This is a genomic window from Marinobacter salicampi (assembly GCF_011074795.1).
Lineage (GTDB): Bacteria > Pseudomonadota > Gammaproteobacteria > Pseudomonadales > Oleiphilaceae > Marinobacter > Marinobacter salicampi.
In genome coordinates this window covers 54,019-80,643 of sequence record NZ_JAAMPF010000029.1, presented here as the reverse complement: position 1 = coordinate 80,643, position 26,625 = coordinate 54,019, and the positions used below count along the sequence as shown (strand labels likewise).

The 26,625-nt window shown below is 52.7% G+C and carries 23 protein-coding genes; 3 read left to right on the top strand and 20 right to left on the bottom strand.

All coding sequences use genetic code 11. From position 1 onward, the window contains the following. Window positions 1-9: 9 nt before the first annotated feature. The gene (locus G7W63_RS16520; protein ID WP_166260792.1) at window positions 10-1,488 is read left to right on the top strand and encodes an amidase family protein; all 1,479 of its coding nucleotides are present in this window, start codon (window positions 10-12) and stop codon (window positions 1,486-1,488) included. A 469-nt stretch (window positions 1,489-1,957) separates the two neighbouring features. Beyond that, window positions 1,958-2,740: an XrtB/PEP-CTERM-associated transcriptional regulator EpsA gene (gene epsA, locus G7W63_RS16515; RefSeq protein WP_166260789.1), complete on the top strand. Its 783-nt coding sequence runs from the start codon at window positions 1,958-1,960 to the stop codon at window positions 2,738-2,740. 24 nt (window positions 2,741-2,764) lie between these two features. Here epsA and G7W63_RS16510 read toward each other — a convergent pair whose 3' ends face one another. From G7W63_RS16510 to G7W63_RS16460, 11 genes are all read right to left on the bottom strand, one after another. Continuing rightward, window positions 2,765-3,574, bottom strand: coding sequence for an ExeA family protein (locus G7W63_RS16510; protein ID WP_166260786.1), 810 nt, complete (start codon window positions 3,572-3,574; stop codon window positions 2,765-2,767). 2 nt (window positions 3,575-3,576) lie between these two features. Continuing rightward, a complete protein-coding gene (locus G7W63_RS16505) occupies window positions 3,577-5,748 on the bottom strand; it encodes a tetratricopeptide repeat protein (protein WP_242634460.1) in 2,172 nt (723 codons plus the stop codon). Window positions 5,749-6,066: 318 nt separating this feature from the next. Continuing rightward, window positions 6,067-7,647 carry a VPLPA-CTERM-specific exosortase XrtD gene (gene xrtD / locus G7W63_RS16500; RefSeq protein ID WP_166260780.1) on the bottom strand — a complete coding sequence of 527 codons (1,581 nt, stop codon included), beginning with the start codon at window positions 7,645-7,647 and terminating at the stop codon, window positions 6,067-6,069. Between the two features lie 9 nt (window positions 7,648-7,656). Further along, window positions 7,657-8,148, bottom strand: a complete 492-nt coding sequence (locus G7W63_RS16495) for a glycosyltransferase (protein WP_166260777.1) — start codon at window positions 8,146-8,148, stop codon at window positions 7,657-7,659. A 50-nt stretch (window positions 8,149-8,198) separates the two neighbouring features. Beyond that, window positions 8,199-8,591, bottom strand: coding sequence for a hypothetical protein (locus G7W63_RS16490; RefSeq protein WP_166260775.1), 393 nt, complete (start codon window positions 8,589-8,591; stop codon window positions 8,199-8,201). A gap of 167 nt (window positions 8,592-8,758) precedes the next feature. Next, complete coding sequence (locus tag G7W63_RS16485; RefSeq protein ID WP_207308978.1) at window positions 8,759-10,246, bottom strand: undecaprenyl-phosphate glucose phosphotransferase; 1,488 nt, start codon at window positions 10,244-10,246, stop codon at window positions 8,759-8,761. A 517-nt stretch (window positions 10,247-10,763) separates the two neighbouring features. After that, a complete protein-coding gene (locus G7W63_RS16480) occupies window positions 10,764-11,408 on the bottom strand; it encodes a hypothetical protein (protein ID WP_166260772.1) in 645 nt (214 codons plus the stop codon). Window positions 11,409-11,650: 242 nt separating this feature from the next. Further along, a complete protein-coding gene (locus G7W63_RS16475) occupies window positions 11,651-12,127 on the bottom strand; it encodes a glycosyltransferase family protein (RefSeq protein ID WP_207308977.1) in 477 nt (158 codons plus the stop codon). A 28-nt stretch (window positions 12,128-12,155) separates the two neighbouring features. Then, window positions 12,156-12,857 (bottom strand): methyltransferase domain-containing protein, encoded by a 702-nt coding sequence (locus tag G7W63_RS16470; protein WP_166260769.1) that lies wholly within the window; start codon window positions 12,855-12,857, stop codon window positions 12,156-12,158. A 50-nt stretch (window positions 12,858-12,907) separates the two neighbouring features. After that, the gene (locus G7W63_RS16465) at window positions 12,908-13,765 is read right to left on the bottom strand and encodes a glycosyltransferase family 2 protein (RefSeq protein WP_166260766.1); all 858 of its coding nucleotides are present in this window, start codon (window positions 13,763-13,765) and stop codon (window positions 12,908-12,910) included. Window positions 13,766-13,806: 41 nt separating this feature from the next. After that, the gene (locus tag G7W63_RS16460) at window positions 13,807-14,775 is read right to left on the bottom strand and encodes a glycosyltransferase family 2 protein (protein WP_166260763.1); all 969 of its coding nucleotides are present in this window, start codon (window positions 14,773-14,775) and stop codon (window positions 13,807-13,809) included. A 248-nt stretch (window positions 14,776-15,023) separates the two neighbouring features. Here G7W63_RS16460 and G7W63_RS16455 point away from each other — a divergent pair, with 248 nt between their 5' ends. After that, window positions 15,024-15,857, top strand: a complete 834-nt coding sequence (locus G7W63_RS16455) for a glycosyltransferase (protein WP_166260760.1) — start codon at window positions 15,024-15,026, stop codon at window positions 15,855-15,857. 21 nt (window positions 15,858-15,878) lie between these two features. Here the strand turns inward: G7W63_RS16455 and G7W63_RS16450 are convergent, their stop codons facing one another. The 9 genes from G7W63_RS16450 to rfbB form a co-directional block, all read right to left on the bottom strand. Then, complete coding sequence (locus G7W63_RS16450) at window positions 15,879-17,477, bottom strand: hypothetical protein (protein ID WP_166260757.1); 1,599 nt, start codon at window positions 17,475-17,477, stop codon at window positions 15,879-15,881. Window positions 17,478-17,584: 107 nt separating this feature from the next. After that, a complete protein-coding gene (locus tag G7W63_RS16445; protein WP_166260754.1) occupies window positions 17,585-18,925 on the bottom strand; it encodes a hypothetical protein in 1,341 nt (446 codons plus the stop codon). A 2-nt stretch (window positions 18,926-18,927) separates the two neighbouring features. Next, on the bottom strand, window positions 18,928-20,352 hold the full coding sequence (locus G7W63_RS16440) for a polysaccharide pyruvyl transferase family protein (RefSeq protein WP_166260752.1): 1,425 nt from the start codon (window positions 20,350-20,352) through the stop codon (window positions 18,928-18,930). Next, window positions 20,339-21,142, bottom strand: a complete 804-nt coding sequence (locus G7W63_RS16435; RefSeq protein ID WP_207308976.1) for a CpsD/CapB family tyrosine-protein kinase — start codon at window positions 21,140-21,142, stop codon at window positions 20,339-20,341. The genes G7W63_RS16440 and G7W63_RS16435 overlap by 14 nt, the downstream gene beginning before the upstream one ends. A gap of 7 nt (window positions 21,143-21,149) precedes the next feature. Further along, window positions 21,150-22,733, bottom strand: a complete 1,584-nt coding sequence (locus G7W63_RS16430) for a GumC family protein (protein ID WP_166260750.1) — start codon at window positions 22,731-22,733, stop codon at window positions 21,150-21,152. A 198-nt stretch (window positions 22,734-22,931) separates the two neighbouring features. Next, window positions 22,932-23,531 carry a dTDP-4-dehydrorhamnose 3,5-epimerase gene (gene rfbC / locus G7W63_RS16425; protein ID WP_166260747.1) on the bottom strand — a complete coding sequence of 200 codons (600 nt, stop codon included), beginning with the start codon at window positions 23,529-23,531 and terminating at the stop codon, window positions 22,932-22,934. Continuing rightward, window positions 23,528-24,412, bottom strand: a complete 885-nt coding sequence (gene rfbA / locus G7W63_RS16420) for a glucose-1-phosphate thymidylyltransferase RfbA (RefSeq protein ID WP_166261139.1) — start codon at window positions 24,410-24,412, stop codon at window positions 23,528-23,530. The genes rfbC and rfbA overlap by 4 nt, the downstream gene beginning before the upstream one ends. After that, complete coding sequence (gene rfbD, locus G7W63_RS16415) at window positions 24,409-25,308, bottom strand: dTDP-4-dehydrorhamnose reductase (RefSeq protein WP_166260744.1); 900 nt, start codon at window positions 25,306-25,308, stop codon at window positions 24,409-24,411. Before rfbD ends, rfbA begins: the two co-directional genes overlap by 4 nt. 4 nt (window positions 25,309-25,312) lie before the next feature. Continuing rightward, on the bottom strand, window positions 25,313-26,386 hold the full coding sequence (rfbB, locus tag G7W63_RS16410; protein ID WP_166260741.1) for a dTDP-glucose 4,6-dehydratase: 1,074 nt from the start codon (window positions 26,384-26,386) through the stop codon (window positions 25,313-25,315). Between the last annotated feature and the right edge of the window lie 239 nt (window positions 26,387-26,625).

The following is a 26,625-nucleotide window of genomic DNA, read 5'->3' as shown; positions in this document are numbered from 1 at the left end:
GAGACAGCTATGACTCCTTTGTATTACCGACCAGCCCACGAACTTGTGGCTGATCTGCGCTCAGGCACTCTATCGAGCGTTGAAGTAACCCAGGTATTTCTTGACCGCATAAAAGCAATCAATGGCGAGGTCAATGCTGTTGTAGCCCAAGCCGGGGACGACGCGCTGGCTCAGGCAAAAAAGGCGGATGACCGCCTGAAAGAAGGCCAAACCCCCGGCCCATTGCATGGGTTGCCACTGACCCTGAAAGATACCTGGGAAGTAGCAGGCCTCACCTGCACAGCAGGGGCCTCGTCCCTGCACGACTACCGACCAAAGCGCCACGCTGACGTGGTAGAGCGCCTGATTGCTGCCGGCGCCATCATCATGGGCAAAACCAACGTGCCCGTGTTCGCCACGGACCTGCAGAGCTATAACAAACTGTTCGGGGTTACCCTTAATCCCCACAATACCAACCATACCTCTGGCGGATCGTCAGGGGGTGCTGCCGCCGCCACGGCCACCGGCATGACAGCCGTTGAGGTGGGCAGTGACCTTGCCGGATCGATCAGAACTCCGGCGCATTTCTGTGGCGTATTCGGCCATAAACCCAGTCGTTCGCTGGTGTCATTTCGTGGTCACATACCCGGCCCGCCCGGCACACTTGGCCAACCGGACCTGGCAGAAGGCGGGCCTATTGCACGGAACGCAAAGGATCTGGAGCTGATACTGAAGGTCATCGCCGGACCCCGATCGCTTGACGACCGCTCCTGGAAACTGGACCTGGCGCCTGCTTCCATTTCGGACCTTGGCCAGGCCAGGGTCGGCTTATGGCTGGACGACCCTCTTTGCCCCATAGAGACAGAACTTGCGGATGGTTACCAGGCACTTGCTGCAAAACTGGAGTCGGGCGGTGCTCTGGTCAGTACTGCCCGGCATGAGTTACTCGACCTGTCCCGGATTTTGCCAGTCTACTTCAACCTGCTGGGGAGTATGGTCGGCGCGTCCCTGAAACCCCGCCAGCGCCGGCAGATGCTCTGGGTCGCGCGGCTGGAAAAGTGGCTGAAAATGTTGGGCCCGATGACGGCGTTTATTGGCGAGTACGGCCGGGGCGTCAACCAGCCGGTTCACCAGTGGGCATCCCGGAACGAGATACGAGAAAAGATGCGGGTACAGATCGACGCTCTGTTCAAGGATTTCGATGTGATGCTGACCCCAATCACACCAACCACCGCCATACGGCATGACCATTCAGACCCGGTATTCAAGCGCCGTATCCTGGTGAACGGCAAGCCAAGAGCCTACATGGACCAGTTCTGCTGGATCGCATTGGCCACCCTCCTAGGCCTGCCAGCGACCTCCGTACCCATCGGAAGAACGCAAGCCGGCCTGCCCTTCAGCGTTCAGGTCATCGGAGCCCCCGGCATGGACCTGACCACTATCAGGTTCGCAGAATTGCTGGAAAATAAGGGCCTTGCCGGCTTCAGTCCCCCGCAGGAGTTCCCATAGCTGCGAAGCATAAAAGGCTGCGCTGGATGCCCTTGTTCCTTGCTGATAGCAGGAAACTCAGGGGGCTCGCGCCGCCAACCGACCAAACGTCGACAATTTTTACAGCTGATCTAGAGCTTAACTTATGTTAATTGATCTCATTATGCGTTCTAACTTTAATGGTCGACTGCTTAATGCCGGAAAGGCCTTTAGTTATGCGTATATTGCGCAATTGGTGCATCGGCTATAGCAAAAAGAATAAATACTCACCGGAACTGTCAAGATACTTTCCAATTCATAAAAATTATTAATTTTTAACTAACACAAGTTCATGAATTTATGGCTCTAAGCCCAAGCTGGTATAATTTTCGTAGTATGGATGGCGGTGCTTAATGGTGCTCTTAAGGCCCCATCCGGTCATATCCGGTCAGGAAGACCTTTCCAGAACCGCAGTTTGAGCTTTGACCAACATGCCAACGCGGGGCTAGCCATGGACGACGCACCGGAAATTCCTGTCATCCAGAAAATAGAGAACGACCACTTTATTGACGTTTTGCAACCAGCCTTAAGAGCACAAAGCCACCTCGATATCTTTCTCTGGATGCAGGGGGAAGTCCAGTCGTTCCTGCCCCACGAAATCTTTGTGGCGGTAGGGTGCGACAAGCACCGCGAACAATTTCAGGTGGATCTCATATCGGCCATGCCGCAAATGCGCACGTCCCAGATGTCTGGAAGTGGCATTGTCCCGTTGGTCAAGAGTTTGCTGCTGCATTGGGATGACATAGGGCGCTATCCGTTTTGCATGACCAGACCAACGGGTTTCTCCCTCGAGCCCGACGCTGATAACCTCGCTTTCATCGATACTGGGTTTGGCAGCATGCGGTCTGCGCTGGCCACCGGCATACAGGATCAGCGGGAGCACTACCAGAGTCTTTATATCGCGTTCAGTCAGAGCGCAGCTCCGCCTCCCTCTGCCGCCAAATACATGCGGATGCTCACTCCCTACATCGATTTTGCCCTGCGCCAGGTGGCGCCGATTCCGTCCTGTTATGCATCCGAGCTCAAACCCGAAAAACCTGACAAACCTGACTGCACAGCGTTCGGACTAACCCAGAGAGAAGCCGAGATCATGCAATGGGTAGCTGCCGGTAAGACCAACGAAATTATCGGTGTGATTCTCAACATCAGTCCGTTTACGGTTAAAAATCACCTAAAACGTATTTTTCAGAAACTGGAAGTCACCAACAGAGCGCAGGCTGTGAGCAAGCTCTAGTTGCTGGTCATTAACGTACCGGGGCTATATGCCGTAGGCGTACTTATCCTGCAGCATCTCTTCAACCATCCTTGCGGTAATGATGGGAGAGTTGAGTGAAAAACCATAAACCAACGCGGTATCACAGAGGATATTGATCGCCCTGGGAATACCCTCGCTTGCCTCTGCCAGGCATTGGTATGCCTCTGGAGTAAACAAGGGTTCTTTGCAGCCTACCACCTCCAGACGGTGCTTTATGTAAGGTTTAACCTCAGTTGCTTGCAACGGCGAAATAAAGAAATGGGAAGAAACACGCTGGGTCAACTGGCGCATGTCAGGCTGCCTCAGGATCTCCCGAAGTTGGGGTTGACCTACCAGAATGATCTGCAGCAACTGGTCTTTGTCGACATTCAGGTTTGACAGCATACGCAACGATTCCAGCGCGCTGTTGCTGAGATTCTGCGCCTCGTCAACGATCAGAAGGGTTCGCCTGCCGCCTTTATATTCGCTGATGAGAAACTTCTGGAAGGCATCATACAACGCAACCGGCGATAGCCCATCATAAGGTTGCCCGAACGACAGCATGATCCAGTCCAGCAGATTCAGGATGTCCTTATGGGTATTTGACACCAGCCCTACAGTCACCGCCGGGTCCAGGTTATTCAGCAGGTGGCGGATCAACGTCGTCTTTCCGCATCCGATTTCCCCACAGATCACAGAAAATGCCGCGCGGTTCGCAACTCCGTATTCTAGCATTGCGTAGGCAATCGAATGTCGTCGTCCCAGGTACAGAAACTCCGGATCCGGTTGGATGGAGAATGGGCTCGCGCTTAAGTTATAAAAGTGCTCATACATATTTATTGCCGGTTTTTTCCCGGTAGTGCCTCAATCTGGGCCAGTGCTGCCCTGGCCTCTGCGGCTTGAGGAAATTCGGTTTGTGCTGCCATGGCCAGTGCCGTCCTCAGCTCGCGACGGGCCATTGCGGGTTCTTCGGTAGCGGCGAAACTCATACCCAGGTGGTAGTGGAACAGCGGCACCCCTGCATTGTCCGCCACCGTTTTCGCAAGCAAAGCGACGGCGTCCGCATAGCGCCCAGTGCGATAGCTGGCCCAGCCGAGGGTATCGCGGAAATGAGGCACCTTGCTCCGCTGAAATCGCTGGGCAAGCTGATAAGCCCGGTTGAGGCTCTCGTCGTCCGTCCTGTGATCTGAAAGCAGGCTCGCCAGGTTATTAGCGGCGACGTCTGAGTTTGGATGAACAACGAGCAGGGCTTCATACACTTCAATTGCGTCGTTTATCCGATCAGTCCTTTCAAATACCGAAGCCTGTGCCAGCATAATATCGGGGTCGCCGGGTCTCCGGTCGAGCGCCTGCAGCAACGTTTTGTCTGCATCGGTAAAACGTCCTTCTTTTAAGTAAAGTCCGGTAAGACTCAGGTAGCCAGCCGGGCGACCGGGATTCGCAGCAATCGCGTTCTTGAAACTTTCGGCTGCGGGACGGTCGTCGCCCTGCAGTTCCTGAAGCCGACCCATCAACACCAGCGCAGCGCTGTTGCCGGGAGCTGACCGAATTACCGATTCCAGAAACCTCATGCCCTGGTCTGTTTTGCCTGCGGCTATGTGGACTTCAATCAGGAGCGCAAGGGTTTCATTCCGGGGTGAAGCACCATACGCTTTTGCAAGTGCTGCAATGCTCTGGTCGTGCTCCCCCTTCCGGGCATGGATCACGCCGCGGACGCGATCTGCCATCGGCTGACCAGCTTGGGTAACCGCAAGCATTGACGCCACCTCTTCCGCACCAACCCAGTCCCGCTGGTCTAGCCTTACCTGAGCAAGCCGTTCCGTAACAACCTGACTGCCGGGGTTCACGCGCAGGGCTAGCGTCAGAACTTGCTCGGCTTGCTCGAGGCGGCCCTCTTCAACAAGGTAGTCGGCAAAGGTAATGCCGTACTTCGGTGACTCCCCGCTCACCCTGAAGGCTTTCAAAAAATGGCTTTCCGCCAGTTCCGGGGAACCCGAGAGCTTATAGGCGACACCAAGCAATAAAAGCCCCCGCGCCGATTTGGGCGAATCCAAAAGCAACAGGCGAAGATCTGAAATGGCCGTATCCAGTTGTCGTTTTTCGACCGCCATCGCCGCGCGTAAAAAGAGGGCCTGAGAGCTGCGCGGTTCGGTTGCGAGGATTTCGTCGACGAGAGTAATGGTCCCTTGCCGATCGCCCTGTGCAAAGAGTAAGCCCGCTAATTTTTCTTTTGCGCTGAGCCTTGCAGCAGATTCATTAGGATCGGCAATCATCCGCCTTAGCACTGCTTCAGCATCGGCTACTTGATTGGTTTCAAGCTGCAACTCGACGAGGGCAAACCGCAGATCAGTCTTATCCGGCGATTGGCGAATAAATGCCTCCAGCTCTGCTTTGGCGCCAGCGGGGCCGAGGCGGGCGCCGGCAAACCGAACCACATCAAGCTTTACCGCCACACTGTCGGGCTTCTCGGCCACAAGTTGCCTGAGCACGTCCTCTGCCTGATCGTACCGTCCATTTCGGCTATAAAAATCCGCCAGCGAACGGCGCAACTCGTCCGAGGCGGGATTTGCTGCGATCAATTGGCCATAGAGCCTGCTTGCCTGATCAACCGCGCCGCTGTTTTCAAGCGACTGAATCTTGAGCAGGGACAAACCGATATTTTCCGGACTGTGGCTCAATCCCTGGTCAAGATAAGTCATGGCCTCAGCAAACCGGCCCGCTGCGAAACGTTCGTTGGCCAGAATAACCACTGTCTCGACATGACCCGGCTCCAGCGCAAGAGCAGCTGCTGCGGCCTTTTCGGCCTCTTCTTGCCTATCAAGTTTGAAAAGCACAGCGGCATGAAAGGCAAAAGCCGCAGATTCTTCCGGGGCAAGCTCAAGCACCGCCTTACTTGCCTTGAGGGCAGACTCAAACTCACTCGACGCCAGTAATAGCTGCCCCCGCTTCAATTGCGCATGCCAGTGCGCAGGTTCAGTCTCGATAACCTGTTCAAGCAGACTGAACATCTTACGCCAGTCCTCTTGCTGTTCCGCAACAAGGGCCAGTCCGTAGGTAGCCGAGGGCATGTCACCGGCAATCTGAAGTGCATTCTGGAACTCAAGTGATGCCTTGGCCGGATTCTTCTCCTGTAGCAAAGCCATACCGTTGCGGTAGTAGGTTTCGGCCTGTTCCGATGGCGAGGTACAAGCTGAGGCCACAAGCACCAGCAGAAGCGGCCAGACCACAAGCAGCATGCGTAACACAAAGCGTCTTGAGTCACCGGTATGTCCGCTCATCATGCCATTTCCTTATTAGATAAAGTCGCGGCCGGGCCTGCAAAAGCCTCAGTCCGGAACAAAGTCGGACAGAACCTGGGTCAACTCTCCCGCAAACTTGACAAGCCGCTGGTCTACCTCGGCCAGGGTTTCGCCCGGCTCAAGCTCAGCTAGCAGTCTGATCAGGCCCCCATCGGTACGCTTTTCAGAGATGGATGACCGGACCAGATCCAGGCGTGCCAGGGAATCCTGACGGAAGTTATTATCGCCCTGCTTCAGCCAGTAATAAGCCAGTATTGTCCTGTTGCCTTTGGTGATGACCAAGCGACTTGCTTCAAAAGGCCGGCGGGCGGCGCTTGGGAGGCTGACAGGGTCAAGACTTGTGATTGTCCACCCGTCGCCGGGCATGCAGACGAGAGGTGAGTGAGGAATTTTCCCATTCCGCTGGGATGCGTAATAGGAAAGGTAAAGATTCACCCTGCCCTCTGTGGATGACGAAAAATCGGCATAATAATAATCAGTTGCCCCCGCCACTTCCTCGACTATCAATGGCAGTCGATGTTCTTGAGCAATCCAGCCGTCCAGCTCAAGGGGGAAAGCCGCCAGGGGGAACCGTTCAGGCTCAATCTCCGCCCGCAGAGAAACGACGGGTGCGAACACAAGTGCGCCGGCTATAACTAACAGCACCATCGGCATTGCTCTCCGCCGAGACTGCCTGGCGCCACCGAAACTGCCTGGCGCCAATGCTGGCGCGGCGTTTCGAACGACCGGGTCCAGGGAGAACGCATCCATAAGACCCAAGGGCTTCCTTTGCACTGCCAGTAGCCCTAGGGCAAACAGGATCAAAACCACGATAGCAGCCAGAAACACGACCCAGCCTTCAAAAAAATGCAGAAAGCCTGTGGTATGGGCAAGGCCGTAGTGCTCGACGAGAATGCCGGTCACGCCGATGCGAAAACTGTTCATTAGGATTGTGATAGGAATAGCTGCGAAAAACAGTGCCCACTTTGCCCATAACGTTGCACGGAACAGGTAGGCTGCTATCCCGCTAAGCCCCAACAAAGGATATAGGTACCGCAGCCCGGCGCAGGCTTCATCCACAAGAAGCTGAATGCTACCCATATCGATTATGTTGCCTTGAAGGTGTACCACACCCCCAAACTGACGAATGAACCAGACTCCAATCTGCGAAGACAGCAACTGCATGTGGCCAGTTAAGGCCAGCTCAAGCCCCTTCGGGAGAGGTATCGTCATCAAGGCAATCAATAGAGGTACTGCGAGGAATTTCACCATGGGTACGCCGCCACTGGCGTAGGCAATCAAGGCTGCAAACATCCATACCGCATGTTTTTGCAATTGTCCGATGCCCGAAGCTGCACCAAGGACAAATGCCAGGAGAGGAACACAAGCCAGGGCAATCAAGCGTCCGTCTAGGTGTCGCTCATGAAAGGGCAGGCTGTCGCGCTTGCAATAAACAATGTAAGCCAGGACTCCCAGGACCAGGGGGCCATGGCTGTACTCCTCACTCTCTATCCAGACCTCAAGTAGCCCTGACTGAAACATCAGACCCACCATGCCCAGGCCGAGGAGAAAAACCGTCAAAACGCCCTTAGGCCACGATTTTTCGGCTAAGGCGTCGCGAGTCAACATGGTTGCGTCCTAGCTGGTGTCATGGGCGAAGCGTCTTATTTCTGATATGAGCATTTCGAGGTTAGGTCTGATCAGAGGGTCGTCACCCCCGGCCTGCGCTGACACAGAGGAAGCTGAAAGTGCCCGGGCCAGTCCAGGCGCATCGTCAACTATGGTTACATTCTCAAAATCGGAGAACCGGGCCGCAGTGGCGCGCTGATGATCATTCCGATGCTCTCCCAGGGATGCCTTTCTAGGCACGACCACCAGGGGCTTGGCAAACTCCAGGCTCTTGATGATGGTGCCCATTCCCGCGTGGGAAATTATGCGGTTCGCTGACTGGAATAATCGCTCCCATTCATCGGGACTCGTAAACGGAGTCGACTCACAGTGCTTGGGCATAAAGCAGCTGATGCCTGACTGAACAAATACCTGCTCTTGCGGGTGCAGGCCAGCCCACTCGTCAGCCATTTGCACCAGCCGGTCAAAGCTCAGTTGTGTGCCCACTGTCACAAATATCATCAAGTCGCTCCACGCCCGGGAAGCCCATGAACACCGCCAGCCATCGACGCTCAGGCTGAAACGGCCTCCCGCCTGTGGCTTCTGAATTTATTGCGCGCCACGACGCCTGTAACCAGCAAGACAGTAAGGAAGAGAGAGGTTGCACCGGTAATAGGGAGAGCGCTCACACGGACTTCATCCATGGTTAGAGAACCGGCAGGACCGAGGTCCGTCTTTGCCTTGCCGTCCTGACTCTCCCCAAAACCGGCTGGAGCTCCGGATGGGGCCCATAGCCCAGCAACAAGATGCTCAGAAAGAGGTGCATTCACGCCATGCGCGGTCGCTGGGTAGATTCCCCTGCGTTGATCCTGGCCTTCAAAAACAGCCATAGGCGCTGCAACGGAGTGCAATGCAAAACTGCACAGAATTCCCTGAATACCCACCCAAAAGATAAAAGTCTTCACGTTCGCTCCCCCCGCTGATCCGACTGCATGGCCGCTTGCAAATCAAAGAGTGTTGCCCAGACGTTATCTTGTCAGAACGGGCTTTCCCGGCAATGGTCCATAGGAGCTACTAAAATAGGGATTGCCAAAATAGAGGCTACTAAACAGGTAAGCGCCCACTCAATTTCTCAATAGGCGCTGCGATCCCCAAGCATGATCACGACCGTCCGAAATATCACTTTTAGATCCAGCCAGATAGACCAATTCCTCAGATAGAGCAGGTCAAATTCGATCCTGCGTTCCATTTTCTCCAACGTATCGGTCTCACCCCTGGCTCCGTTCACCTGGGCCCAGCCGGTAATCCCGGGCCTGACCTTGTGGCGGACCATGTATCCTTTAATAAGTTTGCGATACAACTCGTTATGGGTGCTGGCATGTGGACGTGGGCCAACGACGCTCATTCGGCCTTGCAACACGTTGAAAAACTGTGGCAATTCGTCAAGGGAGGTACGTCGCAGGAAGCCGCCTATAGGGGTCAGACGGCTATCACCCCGGATTGCCTGGGTGACGCTGCCGCCGTCCTCCAGAACCGCCATACTACGAAACTTGTAAACCTTTATCTCGCGGCCATCCAGACCGTAGCGCCTCTGAACGAAAATAACGGGGCCAGGGGACGTCATTTTTACTGCCAGCGCAATGATAAGGAGAAAGGGCCATATAAAGGCGAGGATAGCCACTGACAGCACGATGTCAGAAGCCCGCTTGGTGATTCCGCTGACTCCCTGGAAGGGCGATTCGCATAATGAAATCACGGGGATACCGCCAACCTCATCGAAGCTCGCCTGGATAAAGTCGAACACGAACATGTCGGGGACAAAATAAATGGAGACGGTCGTATCTTTTAGTGCATCCAGCAGTTCAAGTGTTCGAGGCTGGGATGTCATGGACAAGGTTATGTAAATGCGTGCAACGTTATGCTTGCGCACAAACTCCGGCAAGTCGGCGAGATTGGTGAGCACGCTTGAGTCCGGCACACTAAGTCGCACTGCAGAGCGGTCATCGCAAAAGCCAAGAAGCTGCAGTTTCGACAATGGTTGCCTGGTTATCTGGTTTGCCAGGGCTTGTCCGGAGGCATTTGCCCCAACAATTATTGTCGTCAGCCCTGCAGCCTTGTTGCTCGCCACGCGGCGAAAAACCCAATAGATGAGTCCGTGCATTGCCAGCACGACAACGGGGGTCAAAAGAGCCCACTGGATGAAAAGCACAGGGTCCATCAGCTCGGCATAGCCGGAGATGTATCCAATAGTGGCGAGGGTAAAAAGGATCAAGGCCCAACCAAGCAGGAAATAAAACAGGTCTTTGACTGGTGCCCGGCCTCGAAAAAATACATTGCTACCATCAAGGAGGTAGCCCGACAGCAACAGCGCCATGACGGCGACACAAAAAACGAAGCCAGTCACCTCCCCTTCCCTCACGTGGGCCAGAAGGAAAAGAATAGCCGCGACCACAACCGGATCAATCAGTGATTTGGTCAATCCAATAATGGGCGAAACATTTTCAATGTCCGAAGAACGAGGCGCGAATCGCGCTGTCCAGGGAACACGATGGATCATTTTTTCAGCATCGGCGACTGGATCCTGAGTCGGTGGCTTAGCCTTTAGCTTGACGACGCCCATGGGCTATCTGTCTCCCCTTTTCATCAGGCATGATGTGCCGCTTTCGACGGGACCGCTCGATTTGAACCAGCGGAGAACAACGGCCCGGCAGGACAAAAGCAACGTTCTATTTCGCTCATATCTCTCAGGTTTTTCTTTATTTTTACGTAAATAGGCGGGAGTTAATCTTTTAACCCACTGGGCCTATACAGAACTCAAAAATGTTTATCATTACAGTACATATCCCTCTGTTTTCCCCATTCCTCGAAGAATAGAGGCATATAGACCTAAAGTTAAAATATCATAAAAATACTGCAGGGCCATTGGCCCATTTGGGCCTCTAAAACTACGACATTTCTGGATAACGACCTGTATAAGATAGGTATGCGCAGCTAATAATGGCGACTAAAGAGGGCTTGAATCTGTAAGTCTTGGGTAATGTGCAACAACTCAAATAAAAGTTTTATCACTATAAATATCGAACCACTATAAATCTGTTGGGTTTATAGTAGTCCAAATATAATCCAAGCTGATTTGATTATTTAGTAACCGCGGACGCGTCGATCCTTTTCGTCTTGATTTTAATATATTTTTTAACAGCGGAAAGCCCGAGCAATACGGATCCTAACAACCAGAAGGAGGCTGGAAGCGGAACCGGGGCGGGCTTCGCCTCATACCAGGCAGAACCTTCATTGAACCCAACGATATTAATTCCCTGGATATGAGCTGCGTAACCCAGAATGCTAGAGACACCGGTAGCCGTCCATTCTACCCACTCACCATCGCGCAAGCGGTCCTGGCCTTTGCCAAAGTCGAACGAAAACCCGCCTGAATCTATGCCATTATAGATCATACCCGATGGTTTATATTTTACATGGACGCCGCTACCAGATTTAACCTCTTTTACCCTGACGGTTTGATCGCTGCTTTGTGTTACAAGCCCGCCAAAAAAAGATCTATCGCCAAAATATTTGTCCAGATCGTAGACTTCTGCCCTGAATGTCCAAAGTGCACCGGTCGACACCGATAACGACGCAAAGTTTGTCGGCGTCGTATATCCTAAATTTTCCTTGGGCTTATACAGATCTCCAAAAATAAAATCCTGGGTCGCGGCATTGACCGTACTTGACAAAAATACGGCAGATGTAAGCATGAGCGCGCCAGCCACTTTTTTATATTCCATCTGCACCTCCCTAAACTCAATTCTGATATTACAGGCTCCTCCAAGGAGCCCAGCGCAGTAAAAACGCGCACTATTACTTGAAAGCGTACCGCTACTCCAAGCAAGCCTTTAGAAGTATACGGAAATGCTGAATAACATTAGTCGAAAAATACCACGGTTGGCCGGTGCGAGAACTAGCCCTTTCGGGCCTATCCAAACCACCCTAAAAAATACTTCTGTTGGCGCGTCCTATCATAGTTCAGCTATAGCACCGCACCTTTATACGAGGGCCCGTCCTCACGAGCCAAATGGGGCCATTGTGTCAGCCAAAGGTCCGTAAACCGTTTGGCCTTGGCGCCCGAAACCGACATGCATTCAGCGTTCGCCAGACTGTCCACCCAGATGGTTCTGGCGCCAAAAACCTTGCCGAACAGTACGGCAAAAAAGCCTGGAGCCGCTCCGGTTGAGATCACCACTTGTGGCCTTGTTCTCGCCACCACCCAAAATACATCCCAAGCCAGACGCAGCAGTGCAAACTTTCTGTTCAGGTTGGCATCTTTCACGGTCGACAACGGCGCCGGAGCAACCTCACCTGCAACCTCTGGGTTTGTTGAGACATAGTGGACGGACAGGCCTTCAAAAGCCGGTGCCAGCCGACGCATCTGTACCCAGTGACCTCCGTGGGAAGCAACCATTAAAATTATTGGGCTAGTTATTTTCATCGAGGTCTGCTGTCCCAAAAGGTTTGTTTAGCCTGCAAACCTGGCCTTATACATTCGACGTTGGCCGAACATCATCAATTGTTCTACCAAACCCCGAGTACGCCACTATTGACTTGCTTAAACCACAAAACCGCTCCTGCCAGATTTCCCCACCACTAAACAGGTTACGCATCTCGGAGACTGTCATAAGGCGCACCTCGTCAACTGCTGCGCGAGCCAACTCAAGATCCGGACAGGGCCCTCGCCAACCGCAACGTCTTCTTTGGATCAAAGCGACACGCGTATTTCGGGGCAGCCACTGCCACCCGGGCACATGAAAATGGGGCTCTATCGGAAACCAGAAATTAGGCGTCTGTACCCAGTAGGCTTTTGCTATTCTGTCGACTTCGGCCGCCATTCGAGCTTGATTTTCCTTGGTAAAAAGATGCTCTATAACGGAGTTGCTAAAAGCAACGTCGAATTCTTTATTCCCATAAGCTGATAAATCAGTCGCATCGCCGCTTAACGTCCTAAGATTTGAATACCGGGGAACCGACGATTCGCGGTTAATGGCGGTAATGTCAATGTCGGTCCGCCCTGCCCACCCGCGTCGCTCCCAAAACATTTCAGTTCCACCAATATCTATTAGACGCAACGGTTTCGGAAGCTCTCGAATAAATGCGTCGAATAACGTAAACCGCTTATTCCGCATTCTGTTGGAAAGTGAGTGTGGGTTCTCTACATCAGCGGCAGCTTTAAGACTGTACATTTGAACTCTCCGAATTATTATTCACGTCACCGCTAGCGCCTTCCACTTACTCAGACATGCTTCTCGTTAATATTAGCTCTCGATGAGTGGTCCTTTTCCCACTGGTATGCTGACAGATGGATAAGCTTATGACGGCCGATTACTCTTGTAATCAAGCTGACCCACAGATAAACAGCTCCTGCAGCCCACCTGAGAGGACTACGTGTGACTGAGAAAATTCCCCGGCCATAGGCTTTCCGCTCGTTTGGCTTCAGTTCCGGATAGACTTTTGATAACTGCATCTGACCCATACGACTACGGGTTTTGATCTTGACCAAACTTTTGAGCGTTGCGGGTGCCCGAACAATGACATAGGCCCCGGCGACCTGGCAGCGCTCATGCTCCTTAAATAAGGCCCTGATGTAGCCATCATCTGCGATCAAGTCTGGGAATTGCTCAAACCGGGCCCTACCCTCCTCCGATATTGCATAAACGCCTGCTCCAATCATGCCCTGCCTGCAATAGGGCAAAGCAAGCCAGATGTCATAATAGGCTCGTACTGGCCAGCTAGAACGGCTGAGATCCATCATGGGCTTAGGTGCTCCGGCTAAAAACCGGCCGGATGTAAGCGCTTTTTTTAGAAGCTTCAGGCAACCGTTATTCAGCTCTACATCTGCATCAATGTAGATGTGTGGGAAGCTGGTAGCCGCCTTGTCTCCCATATTCAAAGCTCTGGTTTTCGACGCGCAAGGGGTCGAGAGTACAGTCACTCTCGGTCCGAACGTCTTCGCAAGTTGCTCCGTATTATCGGTACACCCGTTAACGCAAACGAATATCTCGTCATCGGGTTCAGCTTGGGAAATGACCGCGTGTAGCGATCTGCAGATGACAGAGGCTTCGTTGTAGGCAGGCATAATAATGGAGGCCATGAGCTTTCCTTGTAGATTCTGCAATTGCTAACCGATAGCGTTCAGTTGGTATGCTTCAGCTCGTGCAACTCAACTCTCCCGTCAGACCACTCAGATCTTCGCCGCCAGACGTCGCCCCACATTGAGCGCCGGACAGTAAATGATCGACCCACCTGAGATAACAAGGAGTAGGCCCAAAAACGGCTTAGAGGCCAGAGCGCAAGCAGCCTTCGCCCTAGCCATCTGCTGTAACCTGGGAAATGGGTTTGGATCAGAAGCATCTTGGCCTTCAGCAAGCGCACGAGTTTGTCAGCGTGAACCGTCTCTGAAGCTCCGCCATAGTGGACGATCGTCGATGATCCAGTAATGATCGGTCGCGATCCAAGCTTGTGTGCTCTCAAACACAGATCGGCATCTTCCCCGTACATGAAAAACTCTTCCCTAAACCCGCCCAGCTGCAACCAAAGCTCCCGCTTGATTAACAGAAAACACCCCGAAACAATGTCAACATATCGGACCCCCTCCCTGTTCCAGGAGCCCATCCCCTCCGGGTTACACATCGAATTCTTCCTGAAAACCGAAGATAGGCCGCTCATCTGTGACGCCAGGCTCCAAAGCGTCTGCCGGGACCAGCAGGAACCTGGATTAAGCGCGCCATCTGAAAATACTGTTCGTCCTCCCCAAATACCTGCATCAGGACGACTTCTAGCGAAGGAGAGGAGCTTGTCGACAGCATTATCAAGTACGACGGTGTCCGGATTAAGAAGAAGTAGGTACTCACCGGCCGCTTGTTTCGCCGCAACGTTGTTGCCTGCTGCAAACCCCAGATTCGTTTTTTTGGCAATTAATCGGACCCGATCCCCAAAATCGGCTTCGATCGCGCTTGCTGACCCGTCCTCTGATGCGTTGTCCAGAACGAGCACTTCGAATTCAAAGGAATGCGTTTCGGCAAAGACCGACCGTAAACACGCCAGCGTCATTTCGCGGGTGTTATAACTGACCACGATTATTGAAACCAGAGGCTGAAGCATCCTTTTTGTTTACCTGATATTTGCTCGGATAACGTCATACCAATGACTGTATTACTTATCTTTTTGACTCCCTATAGTCCTTTCGGGCCCGTGCTACCGGGTAAAAATTTACAAATACTGTTACTCATTAAAATCTACGTTGCGGCGCCGTTTAAGATGGTGACAACGCATTTTTTGCACCAATATCGCCAAGCGCGTGCTGACTTTTCTGCCCGGAACGGCCGCCTGGACAACTGGAGATTTAAAGCATGGATGACGGAGTCGATATTCTCATGATTACTTACAATCGCCCCGACTATACGGAGCTTTCGCTTCGTCGCTTATTGGAAACAAGCGACGAAAAAGTGCGTGTATGGTTGTGGCATAACGGCGGCCATGAAGCGACCCTAAACGTAATAGGTAAATTCAAGAATCATCCCCGACTTCACAAATTCCACCATAGCAAGGAGAACGTAAAACTTACCGAGCCGACCAATTGGCTTTGGGAAAATTCTGTTGGCGCTTATGTAGGGAAGGTCGATGACGATTGTCTAGTGTCAAAGGGATGGGTTGATACACTGAGGCAGGCACACGAGGATGAGCCAAAATTCGGCATTCTGGGGTGCTGGATTTATCTTGAGGAAGATTTTATCCCTGAGTTCGCGATGAAAAAGATTTTCACCTTTGGTGGCGGACATAGAATTATGCAGAATTGCTGGATCGGAGGAAGTGGATACCTGATGAAACGCGCGTGTATTGAGGAGGCAGGCCTAATTAATAGCAATTTGAGCTTTACGCAATATGGTAAAATGTTAGCCCGGTCAGGTTGGATTCATGGCTGGTATTATCCATTTTTACCCCATGAGCACATGGACGATCCTCGATCGGACCACTCTCTGTTACGCACTGACGAAGACCTGAAAAAATTTCTACCGCTCTCAGCACAGAAGAGCGGTGTCAAGTCGCTAGTCGAATGGCAAAACCGACTGGCTCGCTCGGCTCGAGAACTCCAATCGGCACCGATAGATCCGAAATACTATTTCGGATGGCGGCGCAAGTTGAGGGGGATAAAGGAGCGTTTATTAGAAAGCCATTCTTATTAGGCGCCAATCCTCATCCTCTACCTATTTAAATGATGAAGAGATGTCTTTATCAACACTTCGGTTTTTTCCATTTACTTGCCAAAACCATGCCCAAAGCTCATCACCAAACTCCGCCCCGTAATTCCCCTCATCCCGATTACTGCCGTGCCGAGCATCCTGTTCTGAATAAATATGGCGCCCAGTACCCTGGATGCAGTTTCCACTAGCGTCTGGCCCGTATGAGCGTCCATAATCCTCCGGGTCGCCGTTATAAGGCGCGCAGGGATCAGGCTCCGCCCAGACGCCATGGTTTACCCAGCGATGGGCATAGTCCAACAGCGGGTCGTTATTCCACTGCGTTTCCGAGTCCATGATAACAACCGCAAGTGCGGTATATTTCCATGGCATCGCCGTACAACAGAATTGGTAGCCATGGCCATCTATATATCCGTACGGATCGCGACAGTCCTTAGCGCCTGCACCGGTTCTCATTCGGCTCCAGTACCCTGCATCCGAACAATTCTGGCCAAAGAGGCTTCGTTGAGCCTTTTCGCTCCAATAAACCTGCCCATCCTCAGAAAAGACGGCCGTTTCAAGTGCCTGTCCAAAACTCTCTTTACCCAGTACCCAGCCAGTAAAAAGAATAGGCAACTTTCTGCCGTTGCCATGACCGCCCGCGGCAGGCCAACCTACGCCGTTTAACGCCATACCTTCCAGGTCCACTCCCATCTGCAAATAGTTAACCAATGCGGCCTTGTGGCTTGCATTATGAATGTCGAAATCATCCAAAAGCATACGCAGCACTGCAATAGCATTATCACGAGCAATAGATGCTCCGTAATCGGGCATATTGTGTCGTGGGTGCATATTGCGCCCACCCCACCCTGTCAGGTGGTCGAGCTGCACTCCTTGGTACCTTTGCGCTAGCGCGTCGAACTTTACTGATGCAGACATTTCGCAGCAGTCGGCAGTGAGTTGCCGCGCCTTAAGATTTTCAAACTCATTTAACCTGTAAAACCTTTTCTCTTGTCCAAAATAGCTGGGCCTCAACACTTCTCTGGAATCCTTGACCGGCTCACTTGTCACCGTAAGGACTGCTGCATAATCGAGACAAGGACGGCAGGGCGGGTGATTGTCTTCATATCCGGCAGTACTGATGGTTTTTACAACGGAAGAAACGCCCTCGACTTTCAGAGGAAAAGCTGCCGCAAGGGTCTTGTCATGGCCGTAAATTCTGTCATCAAAACCCTGCCGGTCGCTTTCACTCGGATTTACTTCGGAGCCGTGGGCGTTGGCTATTGCATCCGGAGAAATACTATCTATTTGAACATAGCCCCTGCGCCCTTCGCTCACCCACCAGTCTCCATTAGCGAACTGGCCGCATAAGTACGCTGCATCAAAAGTGAATGTAATTTTGCTTTCTTTCGCCAACGGAGACTGGTAGGTAACGCTGTTGCATTCCAAAGGTTCGGCGGGTCCGGTAGATTCTGCAAATTCAGGCGAGGGCTCATTAACACGACTGACTGTTTCACCGTTACCTTTGCAACTCGTGAGTACTAAAGTTAGAGAGGCTAATACTGCAAGCAAGTAGTTATTCGCTAGCGGCTTGAGTGACATGCTGATTGCTGAGTTAGTGGGCATACTTAGCTCCTGACATATTTACAACAACCAGACAGACGAAAGCCAGATGCATTTATAGCGCCTGCCCAAGAGTCTGGGTCGAATCGCGCTGGGCTCGCTGGGAGAGGCTATTCAACATAGCGATGTCCGCGCAGAGGACCATTTTCCTGAAGCGACACCATATTTTCTCTTTCCGACGCTTGTGGCAGCTCAATTGTTGAACCCATAGGCCATGCCGTAACCGCAACCAGAGACCCCAGGAGAAGGCTGCTTAGCAACAAGGGGGGGCCAAATAAACTCACAGACATACTTGCGAAATCCAGCGCAACCAAGGTGGAAGCCAAACCGAATAGAAGCTTGCGTTGTGCTTCATCGCCGGACTGCTTCCATGCGGCTACAGTCCATTTAATGGCTAACGCGTGAGCAGCTATAAACATAGCCAGTGCCGGGACTCCACCGTACAAAGCCATAAGAATAAAATAGTTGACGACGTCTACATGATTTCGATAGTCAATCATGTCGGCCCAATGATGTGGCATGTTGGAACCAACGCCTATGAGCCAGTAATCTCTCCACTGCTGAAAAGCAACCTCAAGAAGGCGCGTTCTGTACCAGGCGGTTTGGGAATCAAGCGCCAAGCGGTCAATCAGTTCGTAGAAATGTCGATTGGATGCAATCTCCAAAGCAATAATTGCTATCAATCCAAGTATGAGTGATGGGCGGATCAAATGAGGTTTATAAAAATAGACTTGTAGCGCGATGACCAGCAGAACTGCCAACCAGGGCCCACTGGACATAGAAGATAGCGCGGCCAAGAGGGCGGCCAATATGCTAATCGTATGAAAAAATTTAAACCGAGAATATCCACGCACAGACCATAACAGGCTCATGATGAGCATCATGGACAAACCGAACTGAATTGCATGAGACGTGCTTCCGATAGCCCGAACCAAGCCGAGTCGAGCAGCTTCATAAACGCCAAAATTCATTAACCATCGATAAGGGGAGGAAAAACCGAGCGTTTCATAGATACCGACTATTCCCATCACTATCGCGGTAACCACAAGCCAGGGTATCAACGCCAATACCTGATCTCGATCCCAAAGAGCGAACCTGGCAACAAAATACAGAAGTACGGTATCCAACCCGCGACCAATCATTTCAGAGATCTTTCCAAACTCTGCTCCAGCCAGGACAGTGGCAAGGACCGTCCATAGCCAAATGGTAATCACCAGCACGTCTACCTTATTAAACCTTTGTAAATCGAGCTTTCCGTCGAGAATGAATTTAATGATCATCGTGGCAGCCACGAAGCGCGGGACTGACATCTGCACTATGCCTAACGGGATACGGAAATCCTCAGGCCAAAGTAGCATTGAGCAGATAATAACGCCGAGGCCTGCACCGGCTCTTCGTCGCGAGATGGCGAGGAGGGAAAGAACGCAAGCAACAGCAACAGTCGCTGCCATCATCACTGTCTGGTCTGTAACGTCATCGTTGTCAGTCCCTGGCGTCTGGTCTGATTATTTGCTGCTGCGCGACGCACAAAGTCGACTATCCGACTAGTCTGGCCCGCCACCTGAGCAGCTATTGCCGGACCATTGGCATGAAGCTGTAATGCTGAACCCGCTCGCCCCTCAAACGATCGCCACAACCCTTGAGTTACCGCAAAGGTGTCTAAAGTCCGTGGATCGAGTACGTGCCTACCCTGTCCGCAGGACTTGAATACGCCCAGGGTCTTGTCGCTGTAGGAAATCGCCGCGGCGGGCACCTTGCTGGAAAGTGCTGCGATTGTGGAGTGCATGCGCGTACCGCAAAACCAGTCCATGCGTGAAATCAGCCACTTAACCTCGGCCTGATCAAGGGTAGCCGGCGAGACAAGTACGCGGCCAGCATGGGTGGAAAGCGCCTTTGCCACTTCCTGGCATGCAGCAATATCCGATTCGTAGTGGCCAGGCCGGTCCATGACGTGGGGAATAAGCAGAACGCGAGCTTCTGTGTTCACGAGCAGGCTCGACAAAAAGTCTACCAAAGCCTTGCGGTAGTCGGCTTTGAATCCATACCGATCGGCGGCGTTTGCAGGGTTGTTAAAGATCAGACCACTTACATTGAAGCCTACCAGTGGCTGGGAGGGGTCTTTATCGCTGATCCAACGCTTTATCGGCTCGTCCAGTTTGTGTGTCGGACATAGCGGTGGAAGATCAAAAGCCATGTCTACCCCGCAAAGGTGCCGCTCAGCATCGTAGCTGTCACCCAGCAATCGCTTGAGAATATCGAAGCTGTTCTCGTCCCTTGCCCAAGCCATAGAAGCCTTCTGCACAACCGCAGACGCGAGCCGATAGAGTGCTGGATTTTTGAATGGACCGTAGGTCTGGGGCAGGAGCAACAGGGGCTTGCCCCTAGCAATGGCAATCACTTTCGGAAGATAAGTCAGGTTGAAGCGTTCACGGCCATAGATATCGCTAAAGCTATCGCCACCGGAAATATCGAGCACTGCGTCACAGGAATCAATCAAGCGGATCGCTCTGTTCAGGTAGCCACCCAACGGACCCAATTTCGCAACGGACGCCATAGTGGAAAGGTTTTCAGGTAAATAGTAACGCCTGCCAACTCTTGCCCCATGCCGGATCAGAACCGTCCCCTTCTTTAAATCCGGAGCTAGTTCTGATGGTGAACTGCCCAAAGAGGCGTGATCGAAGATAACCAATTCGATCGGATCGATGACCTGACCAATGCTATGGATAATACTGGCGTTCAGTGCAGACACCCCCATGTTTGAGGTATCCGGCGCAGCGCCGAACAACGCAATCCGAGGCACAGCTCTGTCCGAACCCTTCGCGGTAGTTTCGTCGCCTACCTGTTTGGCACTCGCCTTGCCAGCGCTATTGGTGGCCATGTTTCACAGCCTCTGATTTATTAAGTACGACACCGACTATGTTGAGTGCGGGCATATCAGAGAGACTGTTTTCGATGTCGCTTCTGGAGGCTTCACCATCGCCTATGATCAGCAGTACGCAGTCAATCTGGGGAAGAACTGCCATCGCATCATCAGTCTGAAGAAGTGAGGGCAGGTCAAAAATAACCATCCGATCGGTGTAACGGCCCTTAATAGCATTAATCATTGCTTTGGTCCGGTTTGAGGACAAAAGCTCTGCCGGGCTCGTTTCCGGTTTATAAGTAGGCAGTATTACCAGCCTGGGAAGGCCGGGATTAACCAATGCCTCAAAGATTTCTGATTCACCCTGAAACACATCATTAAGAGACTTACCGTCTGTTAGGCCCAGGTAATTTGCGACTTTTGGGCTCCGTAGATCAAAATCGACCAGCAAGGTAGTGCGTTCGGTTCGCTGGGCGATACTCATCGCCAGATTGATCGCCACAACCGTCTTGCCAGCACCAGATGTTGGCGATGTTATGGCCAGGGTGCGCCAGCCATTTTCATCCATTTTTCTAAGGATCTTCGTACGGAGCAGATCGAAGGTTCCGCTATGGCAATCATTTTTATTGAAAGCAACTATCCGGTTGCGGCTCATTAGGTATGGATCAAGTTCGGTAGTCCGAGTATTGACGTACTCATATTTCAGGACAGCTACCGACATTTCGGTATGGGTTTGGCCGCCGACCGCCTGTAGACCTACGTTGCCTTCCTGCCGCGCTTTTACCAGTGCCTGTTTAATTCTGTCCATTTAATTCCTACCCCAGTCGCGCCACGATTTTCATAAAGAGCTGGTCCAGCGGCATATAAGTAAAATGAAGCAACGCACCCGCAGCGAAAACAGACCCGACAAAGATAAATAGGGTCAGTTGTCTAAACATACGCCGACGACGGATTTCCGCGCTGGTTCTGATATAGGGTATGACCACGATCGGACTGCGACCTAGGAGGTGCGTCAGGGCACCACTACCGCGGATGCGGCGATTCAGGCTTTCAGCCATTAATGCCAGCCCGCCAGAGCTACCTATGGCCAGAAAAAAGCCCAAGAGCATTATCTTGTTACGATTCGGCTTCACCGGGTCGGTGGGTAACAGGGGTGGTTCAAGTAATGAGAAACGCTCTGCTTTCTCATCACGCTCCAGACTTTCCATTATCTGGGCATCGATCTGTTTCGCCCTGACTTCCTGGAATTTTGCCTGCGCATTACTGTAATCACGCATGATGTTTGTGAGTGCACGCTGAACCTGGGGAGTTTCAAGTATCTGTTCTTCAAGACGCGCCACCTGGGTCTTCAGACTTGTCTCATTATCATAAAGAGACTTGAGGCGATTTCCTGCGGCATCGAGCCGAGCCTGCACCTTTGCTACTCTCAGGCGCCCTTCCGTCATGCCAGCCGCATCATCGCCCGGCTTACCGCCGGCCTGAGCATCGCCTGCCTGCTTGAGAGCTTCAATTCTTCGCTTTATCAATACAACGTCAGGGTGGCGGTCGGTATAGTGCTGTTTTAGCCGCTCATGCTCCTGGGTTAGCCCGCTTAGGGTATTAATATCTCCCGCCTCGCCCGTGTTGCCGGCGTAAAGACCGGAGTTTGCGGCGGCCAGTTCTACGTCCAGAAACCGGATTTCTTCCAGGGTCGACTTGGTTTCGCGCACGACGTTATTCAGCTCAGACTCAGCCCGTCCAAGCATGCCCATGCGCATTTCAAGATGCTCGGGTAAGGCACCGCTATACTTTTGCTTGTAAGACGCCAACTGACCTTCAAGACGTGAAAGCTCGCTTTCCAGCTTTTTTGCCTCTCGCCTTAAAAAGTCTGTTGTCTCTGAAGCCCTTTCCGTCCGTGTCCGTGCGTTCTCTTTCAAAAACAGGGTCACAAGTTCATTGGCAACAGCCTGTGCCGTTTCCGGTGATCTGTGCTCGAATGAAATTTCGAAGGCAATAGCAGCTGCTCCGCGCCTTCCGCCTCCGGCATGTATAGGCGTCACGCCGGTACTTTGCTGCATGGTGGCCAACATATCGGAGGTGGTCATCGTGGCGGACCTATCCGAAAACAGATGATGTTTTTTTATGATTTGCATCTGGTTTTCGCGGGTCATGATGCGCTGGCGTATAACCTGAATGCGATCATCTGCGAAGGTGGTAATGGTTGAAGGGAGAAGGTCTCTTGGAATCTGCTGAGACTCAACCAGAATGGTGGCCTTGGATTGGAAAACCGGGGGCATAACGAATGCTGCCCCCAGGGCGAGCGCAAAAACAAGGCCGAATGACACCGTGATCAGGAGTCCACGGCGCTGCAAACCGGCCAGCAGGTCACTTATGGTCAAGCGGTATTTTTCTGAAGCCATGCACGTAAGGCCTGTACTGGAGCATTGAAAAAGAACAGGGGGTCTGGAGCTCACATATAATTTGCCGCTTGGCAGGACAGCGTGTTTCGATGGGCCTCAGTCCCGCCATCACCAGACCCCACGTTATTTTTGGTAAGTGGTTTGAATGTCATGTTGGATCTGCGGGGGGGCAGCCATCAATAGCCCCTTTGGGTCTGCTCAAGTTTCAGCAGAACCTGAATAAACTCTGCGATCGTGAGGCAACTGTTGGTACTCCGGCAGATGCCCCTGATTCAGATCCCTTAAACAGGGCGCCGAACGGTCCTTCGATGACAGGCTGACCTTCTGCAAGGGCCAGTCAATACCGATGACCGGATCATCCCAGCGAAGGGAACGCTCTGTACCAGGGCTGTAAAGCGCCGTGCACTTATAGGCAAAAAGCGCGGTAGGGCTGGTTACGCAGAAGCCGTGGGCAAAGCCCGGGGGTATCCAGAACTGGCTTTTCTTTGTGCTGTCGAGATAAACACCTACCCAGTTACCGAATGTGGGCGATCCGCGGCGTACGTCGACAGCTACATCGAAAACTTCGCCCTCCAATACATAGACCAGCTTGCCCTGCCCGTACGGATGTTGAAAATGCAGTCCACGAAGAACACCTTGCTCTGAACGGGAAAGGTTGTCCTGTACAAACGGTGCCGCTATCCCTGCAGCGCGATAGCGTTCTGCCTGAAACGTCTCCATGAAAAATCCCCGCTCGTCGCTGAATGCTCGAGGCTCAAGAAGCAGGACTTCAGGAATGGCTGTAGGCGTGATCTTCATTCTGACAGACCCTCAAGGAGCACTTTCTGAAGGTATTCACCGTAGCCATTTTTCACCATGGGCTGCGCTAGCGCGTCCAGATCTCCTGCGCTTATCCATCCCGCCCGATAGGCGATTTCCTCAGGACAGGCGACCTTGAGCCCTTGCCGTTTCTCCAGCGTCGCAATGAACTGCCCGGCATCGAGGAGAGAATCGTGGGTACCGGTGTCAAGCCATGCATAGCCCCGCCCCATCACCTGGACATTGAGCTGGTTCTGCCTGAGGTACCAGGCGTTGACCTCAGTTATTTCAAGCTCGCCCCTCGCGCTCGGCTTTATCTCCGCGGCTAGGTCGCAGACCTGGTTGTCATAGAAATAGAGACCGGTAATGGCGTAATTACTCTTTGGATTGGCGGGCTTCTCTTCGATATTCAGTGCCTGGCGCTGGGCGTTGAATTCAACCACGCCATAACGCTCCGGGTCCTTAACATGGTAGGCAAATACGGACGCGCCCACTTCCCGCGCAGCGGCCCGGCCCAGGAGCGTGATCAGGTCATGGCCATAGAATATATTGTCGCCAAGCACCAGGGCGCTGGGATGGTTGCCCACGAACTGACGCCCGAGAATATACGCCTGGGCCAACCCGTCCGGATTTGGCTGAACGCAGTAACTCAAGCTGAGCCCCCAGCTCGATCCGTCCCCGAGCAGAGCCTGAAACTTCGGCAGGTCCTGTGGCGTTGAAATGATCAGGATCTCCCGGATGCCAGCCAGCATCAGGGTGCTTAGCGGATGGTAGATCATCGGCTTATCGTAAACCGGCAGCAGTTGTTTGCTTACCGCCAGGGTAGCCGGGTAAAGCCGGGTACCGGAGCCCCCCGCGAGGATAATGCCTTTCCGTGTCAGCATGAGCGACCATCCAGAAGTTCAGTGACTGTACTGGCTACACCTGACTCCCAGGGCGGCAGCCGCAGGTCGAATGTTTCAGTGAATCGGTGGGTATCGAGGCGGGAGTTCAATGGCCTAATCGCCGGCGTCGGGTATTCCGCGGTCGTCACAGGGCTGATTCCCCGTGCGCTGAGTTTGAGCCGAATACCCTGCTTCTCGGCAATATCGATAATAAAACGCGCATAGTCATACCAGGACGTTTCACCGCTGGCCGCCAGGTTGTAGAGGCCATTAACGCCCGGACGATGCGCGGCGGTGCGTATGGCATGGGCACTGGCATCGGCCAATAACGCCGCCCCTGTCGGTGCGCCAATCTGATCATCTACGATGCGCATAAAGTCACGTTCGTCAGCGAGCCTCAGTATAGTCCTGATAAAATTATTACCGCGCCTGCCGAACACCCAACTCGTCCGGAAGATCAAGTGGCGGCAGCCGGATTCCCGTATCGCCTGTTCGCCTTCGAGTTTGCTTTCGCCGTAGACATTCAGGGGACGGGGCGCATCCGTCTCACGCCAGGGCGTATTGCCGCTGCCGTCAAACACATAGTCTGTTGAGTAATGCACGAGCCACGCACCGAGCCCGCAGGCAATCTCTGCCAGTTCCCCTGGTGCGCGGCCGTTAATCGCATGGGCTACTTCAGGCTGGGATTCTGCAAGGTCTACAGCCGTATAGGCCGCAGCATTAACGATGACATCCGGATAGAACTGACGAATGGTGCGGGCCATATCCGTCATACAGCTCAGATCGCCACCCTCCATGGTGCGGCTAAGTGCCAGCAGCTGGCCCAGCGGCGCCAGGGCACGCCTGAGGTCCCAGCCTAATTGTCCATCAGCGCCAAGCAGAACCAGTTTCACGATGTCACGCCTCGCTTACTGCTGTAATGTGCAGTGCCTTTAGCCTGGATAACTTTCTGTCGTCTTCTATGTGGCTAAGCCATTCAGGATTGTTGAGGTACCACTGAACGGTTTTTTCGATGCCGGTTTCAAAGGTTTCCAGCGGCTGCCAACCCAACTCTCTGGTCAGACGGCTGTTATCAATGGCGTATCGCAGATCGTGCCCCGGGCGGTCTGTTACGAAGCGGATCAATTGTTCATAAGGTCCGGAGTCGGACGGAAACGCCCTATCCAGACAACGGCAGATCATCTGCACGACTTCCAGATTGGTTCTTTCGCTCTGACCACCCACGTTGTAGGTTCTTCCGATCTCCCCTTTCGCCAATATCAGGCGCAGGGCACGGGCATGGTCTTCTACGAACAGCCAGTCGCGAATGTTCTCGCCTTTACCGTAGAGGGGCAGCTCTTTCCCTCGCACGGCGTTCAGTATCATCAGAGGAATGAGTTTTTCGGGAAACTGACACGGGCCGTAGTTGTTAGAGCAATTGCTTATTAATACAGGCAGTCCATAGGTTCGGTGCCAGGCACGAACCAGATGATCGCTGGCAGCTTTCGAGGCCGAATAGGGTGAGCTTGGAGCATACGGTGTCTCTTCGGAAAACGGCGCCTCACCTGCCTGGAGATCTCCGTAGACTTCATCCGTGGATACGTGATGGAATCTGAAATCTGAGCGTGCCCTGGGACCAAGTCCGGACCAGTACGCCCGGGCAGCTTCCAGCAGCGTAAACGTCCCGACAATATTGGTCTCAACGAAAGCGGTCGGGCCTGTTATGGAGCGATCGACATGGGTTTCGGCAGCCAGGTGCACGACCGCATCAGGTCGGTACTGGTGGAAGATGCGATCAAGGGCGCTTCGGTTGCAGATATCAATACATTCAAATATATGGCGTGGGTTATTATGGACTTTCGCCATAGACCCAAGATGGCCTGCATAGGTAAGTTTGTCGACATTGACTATTGTGTTGCGGACCTCAGTGAGCGCTAGGCGGACGACTGCTGACCCTATAAAGCCGGCACCACCTGTGATCAAAATTTTCATTTCAGAAATAGTCCATTTAGCGACTCTACCTGTGATGGTGCTGAGAAAAGGCCCACACTGGCTTTACTCAAGTTAAGCAGGAAGTTTGTGCTGCTCTTAATTTCCATACAATTTTTCCCAACCTCAGCAACTAAACCGTCCTGAAGTTTAGACAGGGTCATGTTTAAAAGGATATGGCCCCTTAGAGCTAAACTGACCTGTTACCGGTCAAGCCACGCATTGGTTTGAAAAGCTGACTA